Below are 13055 nucleotides of genomic sequence, written 5' to 3'. Positions count from 1 at the left end.
CTCACTTCGTTCGCTGTGGTCAAACAGTCGACGACAGTCAGTTCACGAAGCGTGCTGCGCACGCGGGCCATGAAACCAGCCAGCTCCGGCGCCCCCTCCTTATTGGCGCTCCACAGCCTCCCCACCCGCGCCTTTGCCGATGCCGCACCTCCTTGGGTGAGGGGAAAAGACTGAAGTGGCCGACGAACGCGCCCACGCTCGCACGCTCGTCGATCACTTCAGTCTTTTCCCTCCAACAAGAGCGCCTGGTTCAGCACGGCCAGTCATCTCAACCTTGTAAATTGAGCGGTCACCGCTCAAAATGCAAGGATGTTTGAACGCCACCTCATGGCCTCCCTGCGGGAGAGGCTGACATTCTTTCCCGGCGTCGTGATCACCGGCCCCAGGCAGGTCGGCAAGACGACGCTGGCTCGCGCGGTAGCAGCCGAGCATGGGGATGCGTTGTTCCTCGACCTGGAGCGCGCCGCCGACCGCGCTCAGCTGGAACGGCCCGAGCTCTTCTTTCCACGCCATCGTGAGCGCCTCGTCGTACTCGACGAAGTGCAGCACATGCCCGATCTGTTCAGCGCGCTGCGTCCTGAGATCGACGCCGACCGCAGGCCCGGCCGCTTCCTGCTGCTGGGCTCGGCCTCGGGTCCGCTGATGCAGCAGAGTGCCGAGTCTCTCGCCGGCCGCGTCAGCTACCTGGAGTTGACGCCCTTGCTCGCCTCTGAGGTGTTTGCTGCGGGGCCCACCGAATTGGCGGGCCTGCAGAACCTGTGGTCGCGCGGCGGCTTTCCGATGAGCCATGCCGCGCCCAGCGAAACGCTCTCCTTCACCTGGCGCCAGGATTTCATCCAGACATTCCTCCAGCGCGACCTGCCGCAATGGGGCGTGACCGTTCCCGCAGAAACATTGCATCGCTTCTGGCGCATGCTCGCCCACCTGCAGGGCCAGCTCTTCAACGCCTCGCAGCTGGGCTTGTCGCTGGGCGGGGTCGCACACACCACGGTGACGCGCTACCTCGCGCTGCTGAGCGACGCGATGATGGTGCGGCGGCTGGAACCGCATCTGGCCAACGTCGGCAAGCGGCTCGTCAAATCGCCCAAGGTGTACATCCGCGACAGCGGGTTGGTGCATGCATTGCTCAACATCGCCAGCATCGACGACCTGCAGGGACACCCCATCGTCGGCGCCTCCTGGGAAGGCTTCGTGCTGGAACAGGTGCGTGCACATGCACCGGCCGGCAGCGAACTCGGCTTCTATCGCACGGCAGCCGGCAGCGAACTCGATCTGGTCGTGTCGACCGGCAGGCGCCTGCTGGGTTTCGAGGTCAAGTTCTCGGCGTCACCCACGGTGACCCGCGGCTTCTGGCAGTCACTCGAGGACCTGGGGGTCGACAAAGGCTACGTGATCGCCCCCGTCGAGCGCCGCTACCCGCTGGCCGACAACGTCGAGGTGATTCCGCTCGGGGACATTCCAGGCGTCTTGTCGCGAGGGTGAGGAACGGCGCAACCAGCCATCCCAGCAACCTTGCAAATTGAGCGGTCGTTGCTCAATTTGCAAGGTTGAACAGCCCTCGCCAACGCTCGCAYGCTCGTCGATCACTTCAGTCTTTTCCCCCAACAAGAGCGGCTGGTTCAGCGCGACGGGTGAGGGGATGGGCTGGGGGCGATTTCTGAGGCGACGAAGAAGATCGGCTCCAGCCCATCCCTCACCCGCCGTGCCGCCACGGAACCAACGCACGAACCTTCTGGATCGCCAGCGACGCAGCCGCATTCCGCGTCTCCACCCCCAGCTTCTCGAACACATGCTCCAGGTGCTTCTTCACCGTCGCCGGGCTGCTGCCGAGGATGTCCCCGATGTCGCGGTTGGTCTTGCCCTTGGCGACCCAGTACAGCACCTCGGCCTCGCGCAGCGTCAGCTTGAAGGCCTGCAGCACCGCATCCACCGCCGCCGCGTCCGACACCTCGCGCATCACGATCAACCAGTCGTCGTCGCTCGTGCGCTGCTGCAGCGAGAACACCAGTTGCCGCTCGCCGCGCGTCACCGCCAGCGGCTTCGGCTCGCGCCCCTCGCCGGCCGCCAGCGACTGCTCGTGCAGCCACTGCGCCAACTCGGCCGGGATCTGCCCCGGCGCCGCCTCGAAGTAGCGCTGCATCAGCTCGCGCGCCAGCGGCGTCTGCCACACCGCCTTGCTGTCGGCCAGCCGCGGCGTCACGTGGATCGCCATCGTCGCGTGGCCGAAGGCATCCAGCGCATTGCGCGCCTGCCGCTTCTCGCGCGCGCTCTGCATGTGCACCACCATGCGCGCCAGCACCTCCTGCGGACGGATCGGCTTGGTCACGTAGTCGACCCCGCCGGCCCGAAAGGCCGCCATCACGTGCTCGGTCTCGGTCAGGCCGGTCATGAAGATGATCGGGATGTGCGCCGTGTCGGCATCGGCCTTCAGGCGGCGCGCCACCTCGAAGCCATCCATGCCGGGCATCGCGGCGTCGAGCAGCACGATGTCGGGGTCGGCCTGCGCGGCGCGCTGCAGCGCGCTCTCGCCGTCGACAGCCACCAGCACCACGTAGCCCGCCTCGTCGAGCGCGTCGTGCAGCAGCGACAGGTTGTCGGGCACGTCGTCGACGATCAGCACGACGTCGCTCGCGGCGCGGTCAGGAAGTCTCTCGGTCATGTCGGGCCTGGCGAAGGATGCGCGTCATCGCGTCGAGCTGGAACTGTCGGGCCAGCCCGCGCAGGTGAGCGACGAAGCCGGCATGGGCCGCATTGTCCGCCTCGATCTCGTCCAGCTTCTTCACGATGCCCCGGAAATACCCCAGGCCCACCAGCTCCTCCAGCGCCTGCAGCTGCGCCACGTCAGGCAGCACCCAGGCCGCCGCCGGCTGCGGCACCGGCGCCGCCTCGGCGCGCGCCGCCTGCACCCACTGCACGCGCAGCCGCGCGCCCAGCCAGTCGAGCAGGTCGTTGACGCGCACCGGCTTCAGCACGAAATCGGCCGGTGCAATGCCGACGTCGTTCTCCATCTCGCGGTCGAATGCGTTGCCCGAGACGATCGCGATCGGCGCGGTGCTCAGGTCCTGCGCACGGATCGCGCGGATCGTCGCCCAGCCATCCAGCCCCGGCATCGCCAGGTCCATCAGGATCGCATCGGGCGTGAAGCTGCGCAGCAGCGCCAGGCATTCGTCGCCCGACGCCGCCTCGCGCACCTCGAACCCCAGCGGCTGCAGCACGCTGCGCAACAGCGCGCGATCGACCTCCTCGTTGTCGACCACCAGGATGCGCCGGCGCACGCCGTCATACCCGGTGCGGCTCGCGCGTGGCGCCTGCACGCCCGGCACCGCATCGCGCGTGGCCGGCAGGAAGAGCCGGATGCGGAACAGCGTGCCCACCTGCGGCGTGCTGTGCACCGTCATCTCGCCGCCCATCAGGTCGACCAGCATCTTGCTGATCGTGAGCCCCAGCCCGGTGCCGCTGGCGGCCGCCGCGCCCGCATCGCTGCCGCGCGCGAACGGCTCGAACACATGCTCGATCTCCTCGGGCGCGATGCCGGGGCCGGTGTCCTCGATCTCGAAGGTGGCCATCTCGCGCGCATAGCCGGCGCGGAACACCACCTGGCCGACCTGCGTGAACTTGACCGCGTTGCCCAGCACGTTGATCAGGATCTGGCGCAGCCGTTTCTCGTCGCTGCGCACCACCTCGGGCAGCGCCTGCGACAGCTCGTGGCTGAACGCGATGCCCTTGCCCGCCGCCTGCAGCTCGAACATGCGCACGATCTGCTGCACGCCGTCGCGCAGGTGCATCGGCTGCGACTCCAGCCGCAGCTTGCCGCCTTCGATGCGGGCGATGTCGAGCGTGCCCTCGATCAGCGACAGCAGGTGCTCGCCGCCGCGCCGGATCACGCTGATCGCCTGCTGGCGGTGCGGCGGGATCGACGCGTCCTCGTCGAGCAGCTGCGCATAGCCGAGGATGCTGTTCAGCGGCGTCCGCAGCTCGTGGCTGACGGTCGTGATGTAGCGGCTCTTGGCCTGGTTCGCGAGCTCGGCGCTGCGCTTGGCCTGCTGCAGCTGCAGGTCGGTGCGGCGGTGCGAATCGATCTCGCGCCGCAAGGCCTGGGTCTGCTCGTGCACCGCCTGCGTCTGGCGGTTCGATTCCTCCTGCGCCACCTGCCGGCTCTTGTGCGTCAGCACCAGCCACCACGCGACGATGCCGCTCACCAGCAGCAGCGCCGCGAACGCCTTGATGAAGCCCAGCCGCAGCGCCGGCGCGAGCGCCGCGCCGGGCTCGCCGAGCAGCCGCAGCTCCTGGTGGTACAGCAGCCCGAACAGCCCCGCCAGCAGCGGCACCACCACCGCCATCAGCAGCACGTAGTGGCCGAGGCCGGTGTCGATGTACGGCCAGGCCCGGCGCGGCAGCAGCGCGCGCAGTGCCGCCGACCACTGCGTCGACAGCTTGGCCTCGGGCTTGCACAGGTCGTCGCAGCGCGCATCGAGCGAGCAGCACAGCGAGCAGATCGCGCCCAGGTAGGCCGGGCAATGCGCGAGGTCGTCGGCCTCGTACTCGCGCTCGCAGATCACGCACTGCTGCAGCCGGGTGAACAGGCCCTGCGGGCTGCGCCGGGCGATGTAGAAGCGGCCCTTGGTGGCCCACGCGATCAAGGGCGACACGACGAAGGCGGTGACGAGCGCGATCAGCGCCGAGAAGGCCTGCGCCATCGGGCCGAACAGCCCGAGGTAGGCCGAGATCGACAGCACGGAGGCCGCCGCCATCGCACCGACGCCGACCGGATTGACGTCGTACAGGTGCGCCCGCTTGAACTCGATGCCCGGCGGCGAGAGCCCGAGCGGCTTGTTGACCACCAGGTCGGCCACCACGGCCATGATCCACGAGATCGCGATGTTGGAGAACAGCCCCAGCACCTCGCCGAGCGCGCGGAACACGTCGAGCTCCATCAGCATCAGCGCGATCATCGTGTTGAACACCACCCACACGACGCGCCCCGGGTGGCTGTGCGTGAGCCGCGCGAAGAAGTTCGACCACGCGAGCGAGCCGGCGTACGCGTTCGTCACGTTGATCTTCAGCTGCGAGACGACCACCAGCAGCGCCGTCGCGGCCACCGCCCACRCCGGGTGCGGGAACACGTACTCGTAGGCCGCGAGGTACATCTGGTTGGGGTCGACCGCGCGGTCGACCGGCACCGAATGGCTGATCGCCAGGTACGCGAGCAGCGCGCCGCCCAGCATCTTGAGCACGCCCGGCACCACCCAGCCCGGCCCGCCGATCAGCACGCCCAGCCACCAGCGCTTGCGGTTGGCCGCGGTGCGCTCGGGCATGAAGCGCAGGTAGTCGACCTGCTCGCCCATCTGCGTGATCAGCGCGATGCCCACCGTCATCGCGGCGCCGAACAGGCCCAGGTTGAACTCCGCGCCGCGGCCCTCGGCGCCGGCGTAGTGCACCAGGCCATCGAGCACGCCCGGGTTCTGGCGCAGCACGTAGACGTAGGGCACGACCAGCAGCACCAGCCACAGCGGCTGCGTCCAGACCTGCAGCCGGCTGATCGCGGTGACGCCGTGCGTGACCAGCGGGATCACCACCAGCGCGCAGATCAGGTAGCCCCAGGCCGGCGGCACGTCGAACGCGAGCTCGAGCGCGTAGGCCATGATGGCCGCCTCGAGCGCGAAGAAGATGAAGGTGAAGCTCGCGTAGATCAGCGAGGTGATGGTCGAGCCGATGTAGCCGAAGCCCGCGCCGCGCGTCAGCAGGTCCATGTCGAGCCCGTGGCGCGCCGCGTAGAAGCTGATCGGCAGGCCGGCCAGGAAGATGATCAGCCCGGTCGCGAGGATCGCCCAGAACGCGTTCAGGAAGCCGTACTGCACCAGCAGCGTCGCGCCCACCGCCTCGAGCACCAGGAACGAGGCGGCGCCGAACGCGGTGTTGGCCACGCGCAGCTCGGACCACTTGCGAAAGCTGTGCGGCGTGAAGCGCAGCGCGTAGTCCTCCATCGTCTCGCGCGCGACCCAGCTGTTGTAGTCGCGCCGGACCTTCACGACGCGCTGCACCGCGCGCTCGTCGGCAGTGCCCTCTCCTGCCCGGTCGACCGGCACGATCGCGGGGCCGACCGGCAGGGCGCCGTCTGGCGGGTTGGCAGACTTCATGCGGTGTCGAGCGCAAGCCCCGTGCCATTGCGGTGACCAGGCGCCCTAAGATGTGGCACACCTTCTGCTTCCCGCACCACCATGGAACTGACGCCGCGTGAGAAAGACAAGCTGCTGATCTTCACGGCCTCGCTGCTGGCCGAGCGCCGCAAGGCGCGCGGGCTGAAGCTCAACTACCCCGAGGCGGTCGCGCTGATCAGCGCGGCCATCATGGAGGGCGCGCGCGACGGCAGGACGGTCGCGGCGCTGATGAGCGAGGGCAAGACGGTGCTGACCCGCGCCGACGTGATGGAGGGCGTGGCCGAGCTGATCCCCGAGATCCAGGTCGAGGCGACCTTCCCGGACGGCACCAAGTTGGTGACCGTGCACCAACCCATTGCATGAACGAGATCCCCATGACTGAGACGATGCGTTCCCGCCGGCTTGCCACCGGCCTGCTGCTGGCACTGCCGGCCCTCGCGATGGCCCACACCGGCGCCGATGCCGGCCAGCACCATGACGCGGTCGGCGCGCTGGCGGCCGGCTTGGCCCACCCGTTCACCGGGCTCGACCACCTGGCCGCGATGGTCGCGCTGGGCGTCTGGAGCGCGATGACGGCGCGCCGCGCCTGGATCGCGCCGCTGGCCTTCGCCGGCACGCTGTTGGTGGGTGCGCTGCTCGGCCTCGCAGGCATCACGCTGCCGGCGGTGGAGCCGATGATCGCCGCGTCGCTGCTGGCGCTGGGTCTGCTGCTCGCCACCAACGCGCGCCTGCCGGCTGCTGCGGGTGCGCTGATGGCCGCGGGCTTCGCGCTGTTCCACGGCCTGGCGCACGGCGCCGAGCTGGCCGGGCCGACCGCGGCCTTCGCGCTGGTCGGCATGGTCGCCGCCACCGCGCTGCTGCATGGCGCGGGCATCGGCATCGGGCTGCTGCTGCGCTCGCGCGCCGCCTGGCTGCCGCGCGTGGCCGGGGCAGCCGTCGCGCTGTTCGGCGTCGCCCTGCTGGTCAACTGAAGGAGCCGGCGATGATTCCAGGCGAACTGCTGATCGACGGCCCCGACATCGAGATCAACGTCGGCCGCCGCACGATCACGCTGGTGATCGAGAACAGCGGCGACCGGCCGGTGCAGGTCGGCTCGCACTACCACTTCGCCGAGACCAACCCGGCGCTGAAGTTCGACCGCGCGGCCGCGCGCGGCATGCGGCTGAACATCGCCTCGGGCACCGCGGTGCGCTTCGAGCCGGGGCAGCAGCGCACGGTCGAGCTGGTCGACTATGCCGGCGACCGCCGGGTCTACGGCTTCCGCGGCGAAGTCCAGGGAGCGCTCTGATGGCCACCATCAACCGCCGCGCCTATGCGGAGATGTTCGGCCCCACCGCCGGTGACCGCGTGCGGCTGGCCGACACCGGCCTGATCGTCGAGGTCGAGAAGGACTACACGCTGCTGGCCGGCGGCTACGGCGAAGAGGTGAAGTTCGGCGGCGGCAAGACCATCCGCGACGGCATGGGCCAGGGCCAGCGATTGGCGAAGGACGTGGCCGACACGGTGATCACCAACGCGCTGATCATCGACCACTGGGGCATCGTGAAGGCCGACATCGGCCTGAAGGCGGGCCGCATCGCCGGCATCGGCAAGGCCGGCAACCCCGACGTGCAGCCCGGCATCGACATCGTGATCGGCCCCGGCACCGAGATCATCGCCGGCGAGGGCAGCATCGTCACGGCCGGCGGCATCGATTCGCACATCCACTTCATCTGCCCGCAGCAGATCGAGGAGGCGCTGATGAGCGGCGTCACGACGATGCTCGGCGGCGGCACCGGCCCGGCCACCGGCACCTTCGCGACCACCTGCACCCCCGGCCCCTGGTACATCCACCAGATGCTGAAGGCGGCCGAGGCGTTCCCGATGAACCTGGGCTTCCAGGGCAAGGGCAATGCAAGCCTGCCCGGCGCGCTCGACGAGCAGGTCGAGGCAGGGGCCTATGGCCTGAAGCTGCACGAGGACTGGGGCACCACGCCGGCGGCGATCGACAACTGCCTGAGCGTGGCCGAGCGGCACGACATCCAGGTCACGATCCACACCGACACGCTGAACGAATCGGGCTTCGTCGAGAGCACGATCGACGCCTTCAAGGGCCGCACGATCGCGACCTTCCACACCGAGGGCGCGGGGGGCGGCCATGCGCCCGACATCATCAAGGCGGCCGGGCTGCCGAACGTGCTGCCGTCGTCGACCAACCCGACGATGCCGTACACGGTGAACACGATCGACGAGCACCTCGACATGCTGATGGTGTGCCACCACCTCGATGCATCGATTGCCGAGGACCTGGCCTTCGCCGAGAGCCGCATCCGCCGCGAGACGATCGCGGCCGAGGACATCCTGCACGACGTCGGCGTGTTCTCGATGATGTCGTCGGACAGCCAGGCGATGGGCCGGGTCGGCGAGGTGATCATCCGCACCTGGCAGACGGCCCACAAGATGAAGGCGCAGCGCGGCACGCTGCCCGAGGACAGCGCGCGGCACGACAACTTCCGCGTCAAGCGCTACATCGCGAAGTACACGATCAACCCGGCGATCACGCAGGGCATCTCGCACGAGGTGGGCTCGGTCGAGGTCGGCAAGCTGGCCGACCTGGTGCTGTGGAAGCCGGCCTTCTTCGGCGTGAAGCCGTCGCTGATCCTGAAGGGCGGCTTCATCGCGGCCGCGGCGATGGGCGACCCGAACGCATCGATCCCGACGCCGCAGCCGGTGCACTACCGGCCGATGTTCGGCTCGTTCGCCGGCGCGATGCACGACAGCTGCGTCACCTTCGTCTCGAAGGCGGGGCTCGCGGCCGGCGTGCCCGAGAAGCTCGGGCTGAAGAAGCGCGCGGTGGCGGTGAGCAACACGCGTTCGATCAGCAAGGCCGACATGATCCACAACGGCTTCACGCCGAAGATCGAGGTCGATCCGCAGACCTACGAGGTGCGCGCCGATGGCGTGCTGCTGACCTGCGAGCCGGCGACGGTGCTGCCGATGGCGCAGCGGTATTTCCTGTTCTGATCCTTGCACCCCCCTTTCCACCGATCACGCTCAAATTTGCGCGTGATCGGTGGAATATGCCTATAGTCAACAACTTATGGCATACACCAAGGCAGATTTCGCCCCATTTCTGTCCGACTCGGGACAGGTCATCGCCAACCTTGAAGCAGCCTATGAACAGTGGCATCAAGCTCGGCAGACCGTGGCTTCCTTGCCCAGCTCGATGTTCTGGCAGGCCAAGGGTGGAGTCGACTACCTGGCCGTCAAACGCGGCAGCCAGGACAGCGCAACGACCCAGGGCGCTCGCTCGCCTGAAACAGAGGCTGCCTACGAGTCCTTCGTCGCTGACAAGGAGACGGCCAAAAAGCGTGTTGCCGACGCCGATGCCCTCATCGAACAACGTGCGCGGCAGTACCGCGCCCTGCGCCTGCCGGTGATGCTGGACAAGCAAGGGGAACTGCTTCGTGCTTTTGATGTCGAGGGGCTGCTGAGGAACGACCTTCTGGTCGTTGGCACCAACGCCTTTGCGGCGTACGAAGTTCTCTGCGGCGTGAAGTTCCCCGCGGGCAACGAGCCCACGCAAGACTTTGATCTGGCATGGTGCCGTGGTTCGGGCGTGTCCCGGGCCAGGCTGGTTCCCGACCCAGACGTGGACAGCCGCAAGCCGCTGATCAACGTGCTCCAGTCCATCGACGCCACATACACACTGAACCCGAAGAAGCCCTACCAGGCGGTCAACAGCGCGGGCTACGAAGTTGAACTGCTGGCCGCGCCAAGCCGAGCCCCCCTCCCCAAGAAGGAGAGGTTCCAGCCGATGGTCTCGTTGGTGGAGCAAGAGTGGCTCTTGTGCGGGAAGGCGGCATTTGCAGTGGTTGCGACACAGCGCCATCGAGCTTGCCCGCTCTACGTTCCCGACCCTCGATGGATGGCGCTCCACAAGCTGTGGCTGGCCAGGAAGCCGGAGCGAAACGCACAGAAAAGACCGAAGGACGGGCGGCAAGACGAGGTCCTGCTCGATGCCTGCCGCTACTTCCTGGCTGATGCGTACCCTCTGAACATCGATTTCGTGCTCGAGCTTCCGGAGGAGCTGCGCAACCTGTTCAATGACTGGGCCGAAAGAAACGGATTCGACCCCATCGACGGGTGACCGGTCGATCAAGGAAAAAGCCCCGCCGAAGCGGGGCTTTCTTTCATCAGATCAGCGGAAGGATCAGAGCGATCCGAGGAACGCCAGCAGTGCCTGGCGATCCGCCGTCGACAGCGCCGCGAAGCGATTGCGGGCGTTGGTGGCTTCACCGCCGTGCCACATCACCGCTTCGGTCAGCGAGCGGGCGCGGCCGTCGTGCAGGTAGCCGACCTTGCCGGCCGTGCCCATCACGCGGTCGGTGTAGCCGATGCCCCACAGGGCCGACGTGCGCCACAGGTTGCCGGCCGCCGTGCCTTCGACATAGCTGTCGGCCATGTCAGGCCCCATGTCGTGCAGCAGCAGGTCGGTGTACGGCTTGATGCTCTGGTTGCGCAGCTCGGCGAGCGGGTGGCCGGAGCCGGTCTTCTGGTCCGCCACGTGGCAACCCGTGCAGTTCGCCGCCTTGAACACCTTCGCGCCGTTGGCCACCTTGACCGGATCGACGTCCAGGTCCGCCAGCGGTGCCACGCCCTTCGGGAACCCGCTCACCAGGCTGCGCTGTGCCGGAACGGCCAGCAGCTGCAGGTAGCGCGAGATCGACTGCAGGTCGGTTTCGGCCAGGCCCTTCTCGTTCTTCGTGCGGCAGGTCGGCAGGCCCGACAGGCAATCGCGGCTCGGGTACACCGGCGTGGTCACCGACATGTCCTGCAGCAGGGCCGACGCGGCTTGATGGCGCAGGCTGAACTTGCCGGCCTTCCAGCCGAAGCGGCCCAGGCGCACGTCACCGGTTTCCGGGTCGAACACGAAGTTCGCCTGGCCCTTGATGCCGTCGGCGTCCGCCGTGCCGCGGGCACGCGCCAGGATGTCGGCTTCCGGAATCGCTTCCAGCAGGCCGGTCCCCAGCATCGGCTGCGCAGCGCGCAGCGAGACGACTTGCGGCGTCGGGCCGTCGAAGGCCAGCTTGGGCTTGCGCAGTTCCACCGTCGTGCCGTCGGCCAGCTTCACGATCTGGGTGTCGAAGCCGGCGACGCGCACGCCGTTGCCCCAGTCCTGCGGCGCACCATCGGCACCGCGGGCGTTCATCTGCACCCCCACGCCGTAGCGCGAGTCGGGCACCTGCTGGCCCTGGGCATTGATCGACGCCGTGTGCACCGACATCGTGTCCAGGCGCTGGTTGACGGCCGCCGGCGCCGGGCTGCGGCCGTTGTTCACGTGGCACGCGATGCACGACGACTGGTTGTAGCGCGGCCCCTGCAGGCCCACCAGCGCATCGAAGCGGTCGTTGCCCGGCTCGTTGTGCTCGCCGGTGATCATGTTGGTGTGGATCGCGCGGCGGCCTTCGACGAAGCGCTGCATGTTCTGCATGCCGACGTTGATGTGCGGCTGCTGGAACATGAAGGTGCCGTTGTCGGCATAGTCGTACGACAGCGAGCCGGTGCCGCCCTGCAGCGTCTCGGCCGGCAGCGGCGCGTTCATCAGGCGCGGCTGCACGCCGTACCAGGGGCGCAGGCCCGTGCCGACCACGTAGGTCCATTCACCCGCGTAGTAGCGGATGCCGCCGTTGTCGCCCTTGGCGGCCATCGCCTCCTTGGTCGAGAAGAACGACGGCGAGACCTCGATCACGTCGCCCGCCACCAACGGACGTGCGGGCACGTTCCGGCCGTTGGGCATGCCGTCCGCGCCGATGTCGCCATGGCCGGGGTAGTCCTTGACGGTCAGGCTGCAATCGTTGTTCAGGATGCTGTTGCTGAACAGCCTACCGTTGGGCGGGTAGGCCACCGGCGGGCAGATCGTGACCTTGTCGTTGACCAGCTGGCCCGGGTTCATCCAGCCGTAGCCGGTGACGCCCACGCGGTCGAATGCGCGGAACCACGCCACGCCGCCAGGCAACTGGTCCTGCGTGAAGTAGTGGTTGACGCGCAGCGTCGGGGCGGTCACGCCGGCGACCCGGCTGTTGTCGATGATCTCGAAGCCCCAGGTGCGGTTCTTGAAGTAGTTCGGCACGAAGGTCAGGAAGTTGCCCGGGCCCTTGTCGACCGGGTTGCCGTTCGCGTCGACCGTCTCGTTCGGGCCCTGCCCGATCTCGTTCCAGTCTTCACCGCGCTCGCGGGCGTGGCGGGCCAGGCCGCGGATGCCGAAGCGCGTGACCAGGGTGCCGTCGGCCAGCGTGAACTGCAGCGTCTCGACCGGATCGACCTGGGTCGGCAACGGGGCCATGCCGGCGCCGCTGGTCGGTGCCTTCAGCGGCGCGGTGGCCACCGTCGGCATCGTGTTGTCGGAACCCGGCGTCTTGAACTCGGCTTCCCACAGCGAGTAGCCGTACTGCGTGCCGCGTGCCACACCCTGCAGGCGCACGAAGCGCGCGTTGATGCCGAGGTTGTAGAAGCCCTCGGTGCCGCCCTTGCCGTTGCTGACGTAGCGCACCTGCGACCAGTTCTGGCCGTCGTCGGAGACCTGCAGCGCGTACTCCTTGCCGTAGGAGTTCTCCCAGCTCAGCTTCAGCGCGCCGATCTGCGTCTTCTTGCCGAAATCCCATTGGATCCAGGCGCCGTCTTCCTGCTTGCTCGACCAGCGCGTGCCGAGACTGCCGTCGATCGTGTTGGTGGCGGGCATGCCGCCGTTCTCCAGCGCCGACGACGTGGCGGTTGCCGGCTTGATGACGACGCCAGGGTTGCTGACATCGGGTGCGGGGGCAGGTGCGGGCGYAGGAGCCGGCGCGGGAGCGGGGCTCGGTGCCGGCGCAGGGGCCGGGCTCGGCGCGGGAGCCGGCGCAGGGGCCGGGCTGGGCG

At 68.3% G+C, this 13055-nt stretch carries 9 protein-coding genes; 6 read left to right on the top strand and 3 right to left on the bottom strand.

What is annotated here, in order from left to right:
* The first annotated feature begins 309 nt into the window (after window positions 1-309).
* Window positions 310-1482 carry an ATP-binding protein gene (locus tag AC1DXV_RS23305; protein ID WP_477935773.1) on the top strand — a complete coding sequence of 391 codons (1173 nt, stop codon included), beginning with the start codon at window positions 310-312 and terminating at the stop codon, window positions 1480-1482.
* 211 nt (window positions 1483-1693) lie between these two features.
* On the opposite strand, the gene AC1DXV_RS23300 is transcribed toward AC1DXV_RS23305, so the two are convergent.
* Together AC1DXV_RS23300 and AC1DXV_RS23295 are read right to left on the bottom strand one after the other, a co-directional pair.
* Complete coding sequence (locus AC1DXV_RS23300) at window positions 1694-2659, bottom strand: response regulator (RefSeq protein WP_477864807.1); 966 nt, start codon at window positions 2657-2659, stop codon at window positions 1694-1696.
* Complete coding sequence (locus tag AC1DXV_RS23295) at window positions 2640-6137, bottom strand: ATP-binding protein (RefSeq protein WP_477935771.1); 3498 nt, start codon at window positions 6135-6137, stop codon at window positions 2640-2642. Before AC1DXV_RS23295 ends, AC1DXV_RS23300 begins: the two co-directional genes overlap by 20 nt.
* A gap of 81 nt (window positions 6138-6218) precedes the next feature.
* Here AC1DXV_RS23295 and ureA point away from each other — a divergent pair, with 81 nt between their 5' ends.
* From ureA to AC1DXV_RS23270, 5 genes are all read left to right on the top strand, one after another.
* A complete protein-coding gene (ureA, locus tag AC1DXV_RS23290; RefSeq protein ID WP_477873936.1) occupies window positions 6219-6521 on the top strand; it encodes an urease subunit gamma in 303 nt (100 codons plus the stop codon).
* 23 nt (window positions 6522-6544) lie between these two features.
* Window positions 6545-7129, top strand: coding sequence for a HupE/UreJ family protein (locus tag AC1DXV_RS23285; protein ID WP_477935769.1), 585 nt, complete (start codon window positions 6545-6547; stop codon window positions 7127-7129).
* An 11-nt stretch (window positions 7130-7140) separates the two neighbouring features.
* Window positions 7141-7446 carry an urease subunit beta gene (locus AC1DXV_RS23280; protein ID WP_477868072.1) on the top strand — a complete coding sequence of 102 codons (306 nt, stop codon included), beginning with the start codon at window positions 7141-7143 and terminating at the stop codon, window positions 7444-7446.
* Window positions 7446-9161, top strand: a complete 1716-nt coding sequence (ureC, locus tag AC1DXV_RS23275; protein ID WP_477868070.1) for an urease subunit alpha — start codon at window positions 7446-7448, stop codon at window positions 9159-9161. Before AC1DXV_RS23280 ends, ureC begins: the two co-directional genes overlap by 1 nt.
* 76 nt (window positions 9162-9237) lie before the next feature.
* Window positions 9238-10287 carry a GSU2403 family nucleotidyltransferase fold protein gene (locus tag AC1DXV_RS23270; protein WP_477935767.1) on the top strand — a complete coding sequence of 350 codons (1050 nt, stop codon included), beginning with the start codon at window positions 9238-9240 and terminating at the stop codon, window positions 10285-10287.
* A gap of 63 nt (window positions 10288-10350) precedes the next feature.
* On the opposite strand, the gene AC1DXV_RS23265 is transcribed toward AC1DXV_RS23270, so the two are convergent.
* The gene (locus AC1DXV_RS23265) at window positions 10351-12924 is read right to left on the bottom strand and encodes a di-heme oxidoredictase family protein (RefSeq protein ID WP_477868076.1); all 2574 of its coding nucleotides are present in this window, start codon (window positions 12922-12924) and stop codon (window positions 10351-10353) included.
* Between the last annotated feature and the right edge of the window lie 131 nt (window positions 12925-13055).

This window comes from Rhizobacter sp. P3_C12, from assembly GCF_056402735.1.
This window is presented reverse-complemented; position numbering and strand designations above follow the sequence as displayed.

Coding starts and splice junctions, on each gene's coding strand:
- AC1DXV_RS23280 (WP_477868072.1), top strand. CDS start 7,141: ATGATTCCAGGCGAACTGCTGATCGACGGCCCCGACATCGAGATCAAC.
- AC1DXV_RS23305 (WP_477935773.1), top strand. CDS start 310: ATGTTTGAACGCCACCTCATGGCCTCCCTGCGGGAGAGGCTGACATTC.
- AC1DXV_RS23285 (WP_477935769.1), top strand. CDS start 6,545: ATGCGTTCCCGCCGGCTTGCCACCGGCCTGCTGCTGGCACTGCCGGCC.
- ureA (WP_477873936.1), top strand. CDS start 6,219: ATGGAACTGACGCCGCGTGAGAAAGACAAGCTGCTGATCTTCACGGCC.
- AC1DXV_RS23270 (WP_477935767.1), top strand. CDS start 9,238: ATGGCATACACCAAGGCAGATTTCGCCCCATTTCTGTCCGACTCGGGA.
- ureC (WP_477868070.1), top strand. CDS start 7,446: ATGGCCACCATCAACCGCCGCGCCTATGCGGAGATGTTCGGCCCCACC.
- AC1DXV_RS23300 (WP_477864807.1), bottom strand. CDS start 2,659: ATGACCGAGAGACTTCCTGACCGCGCCGCGAGCGACGTCGTGCTGATC.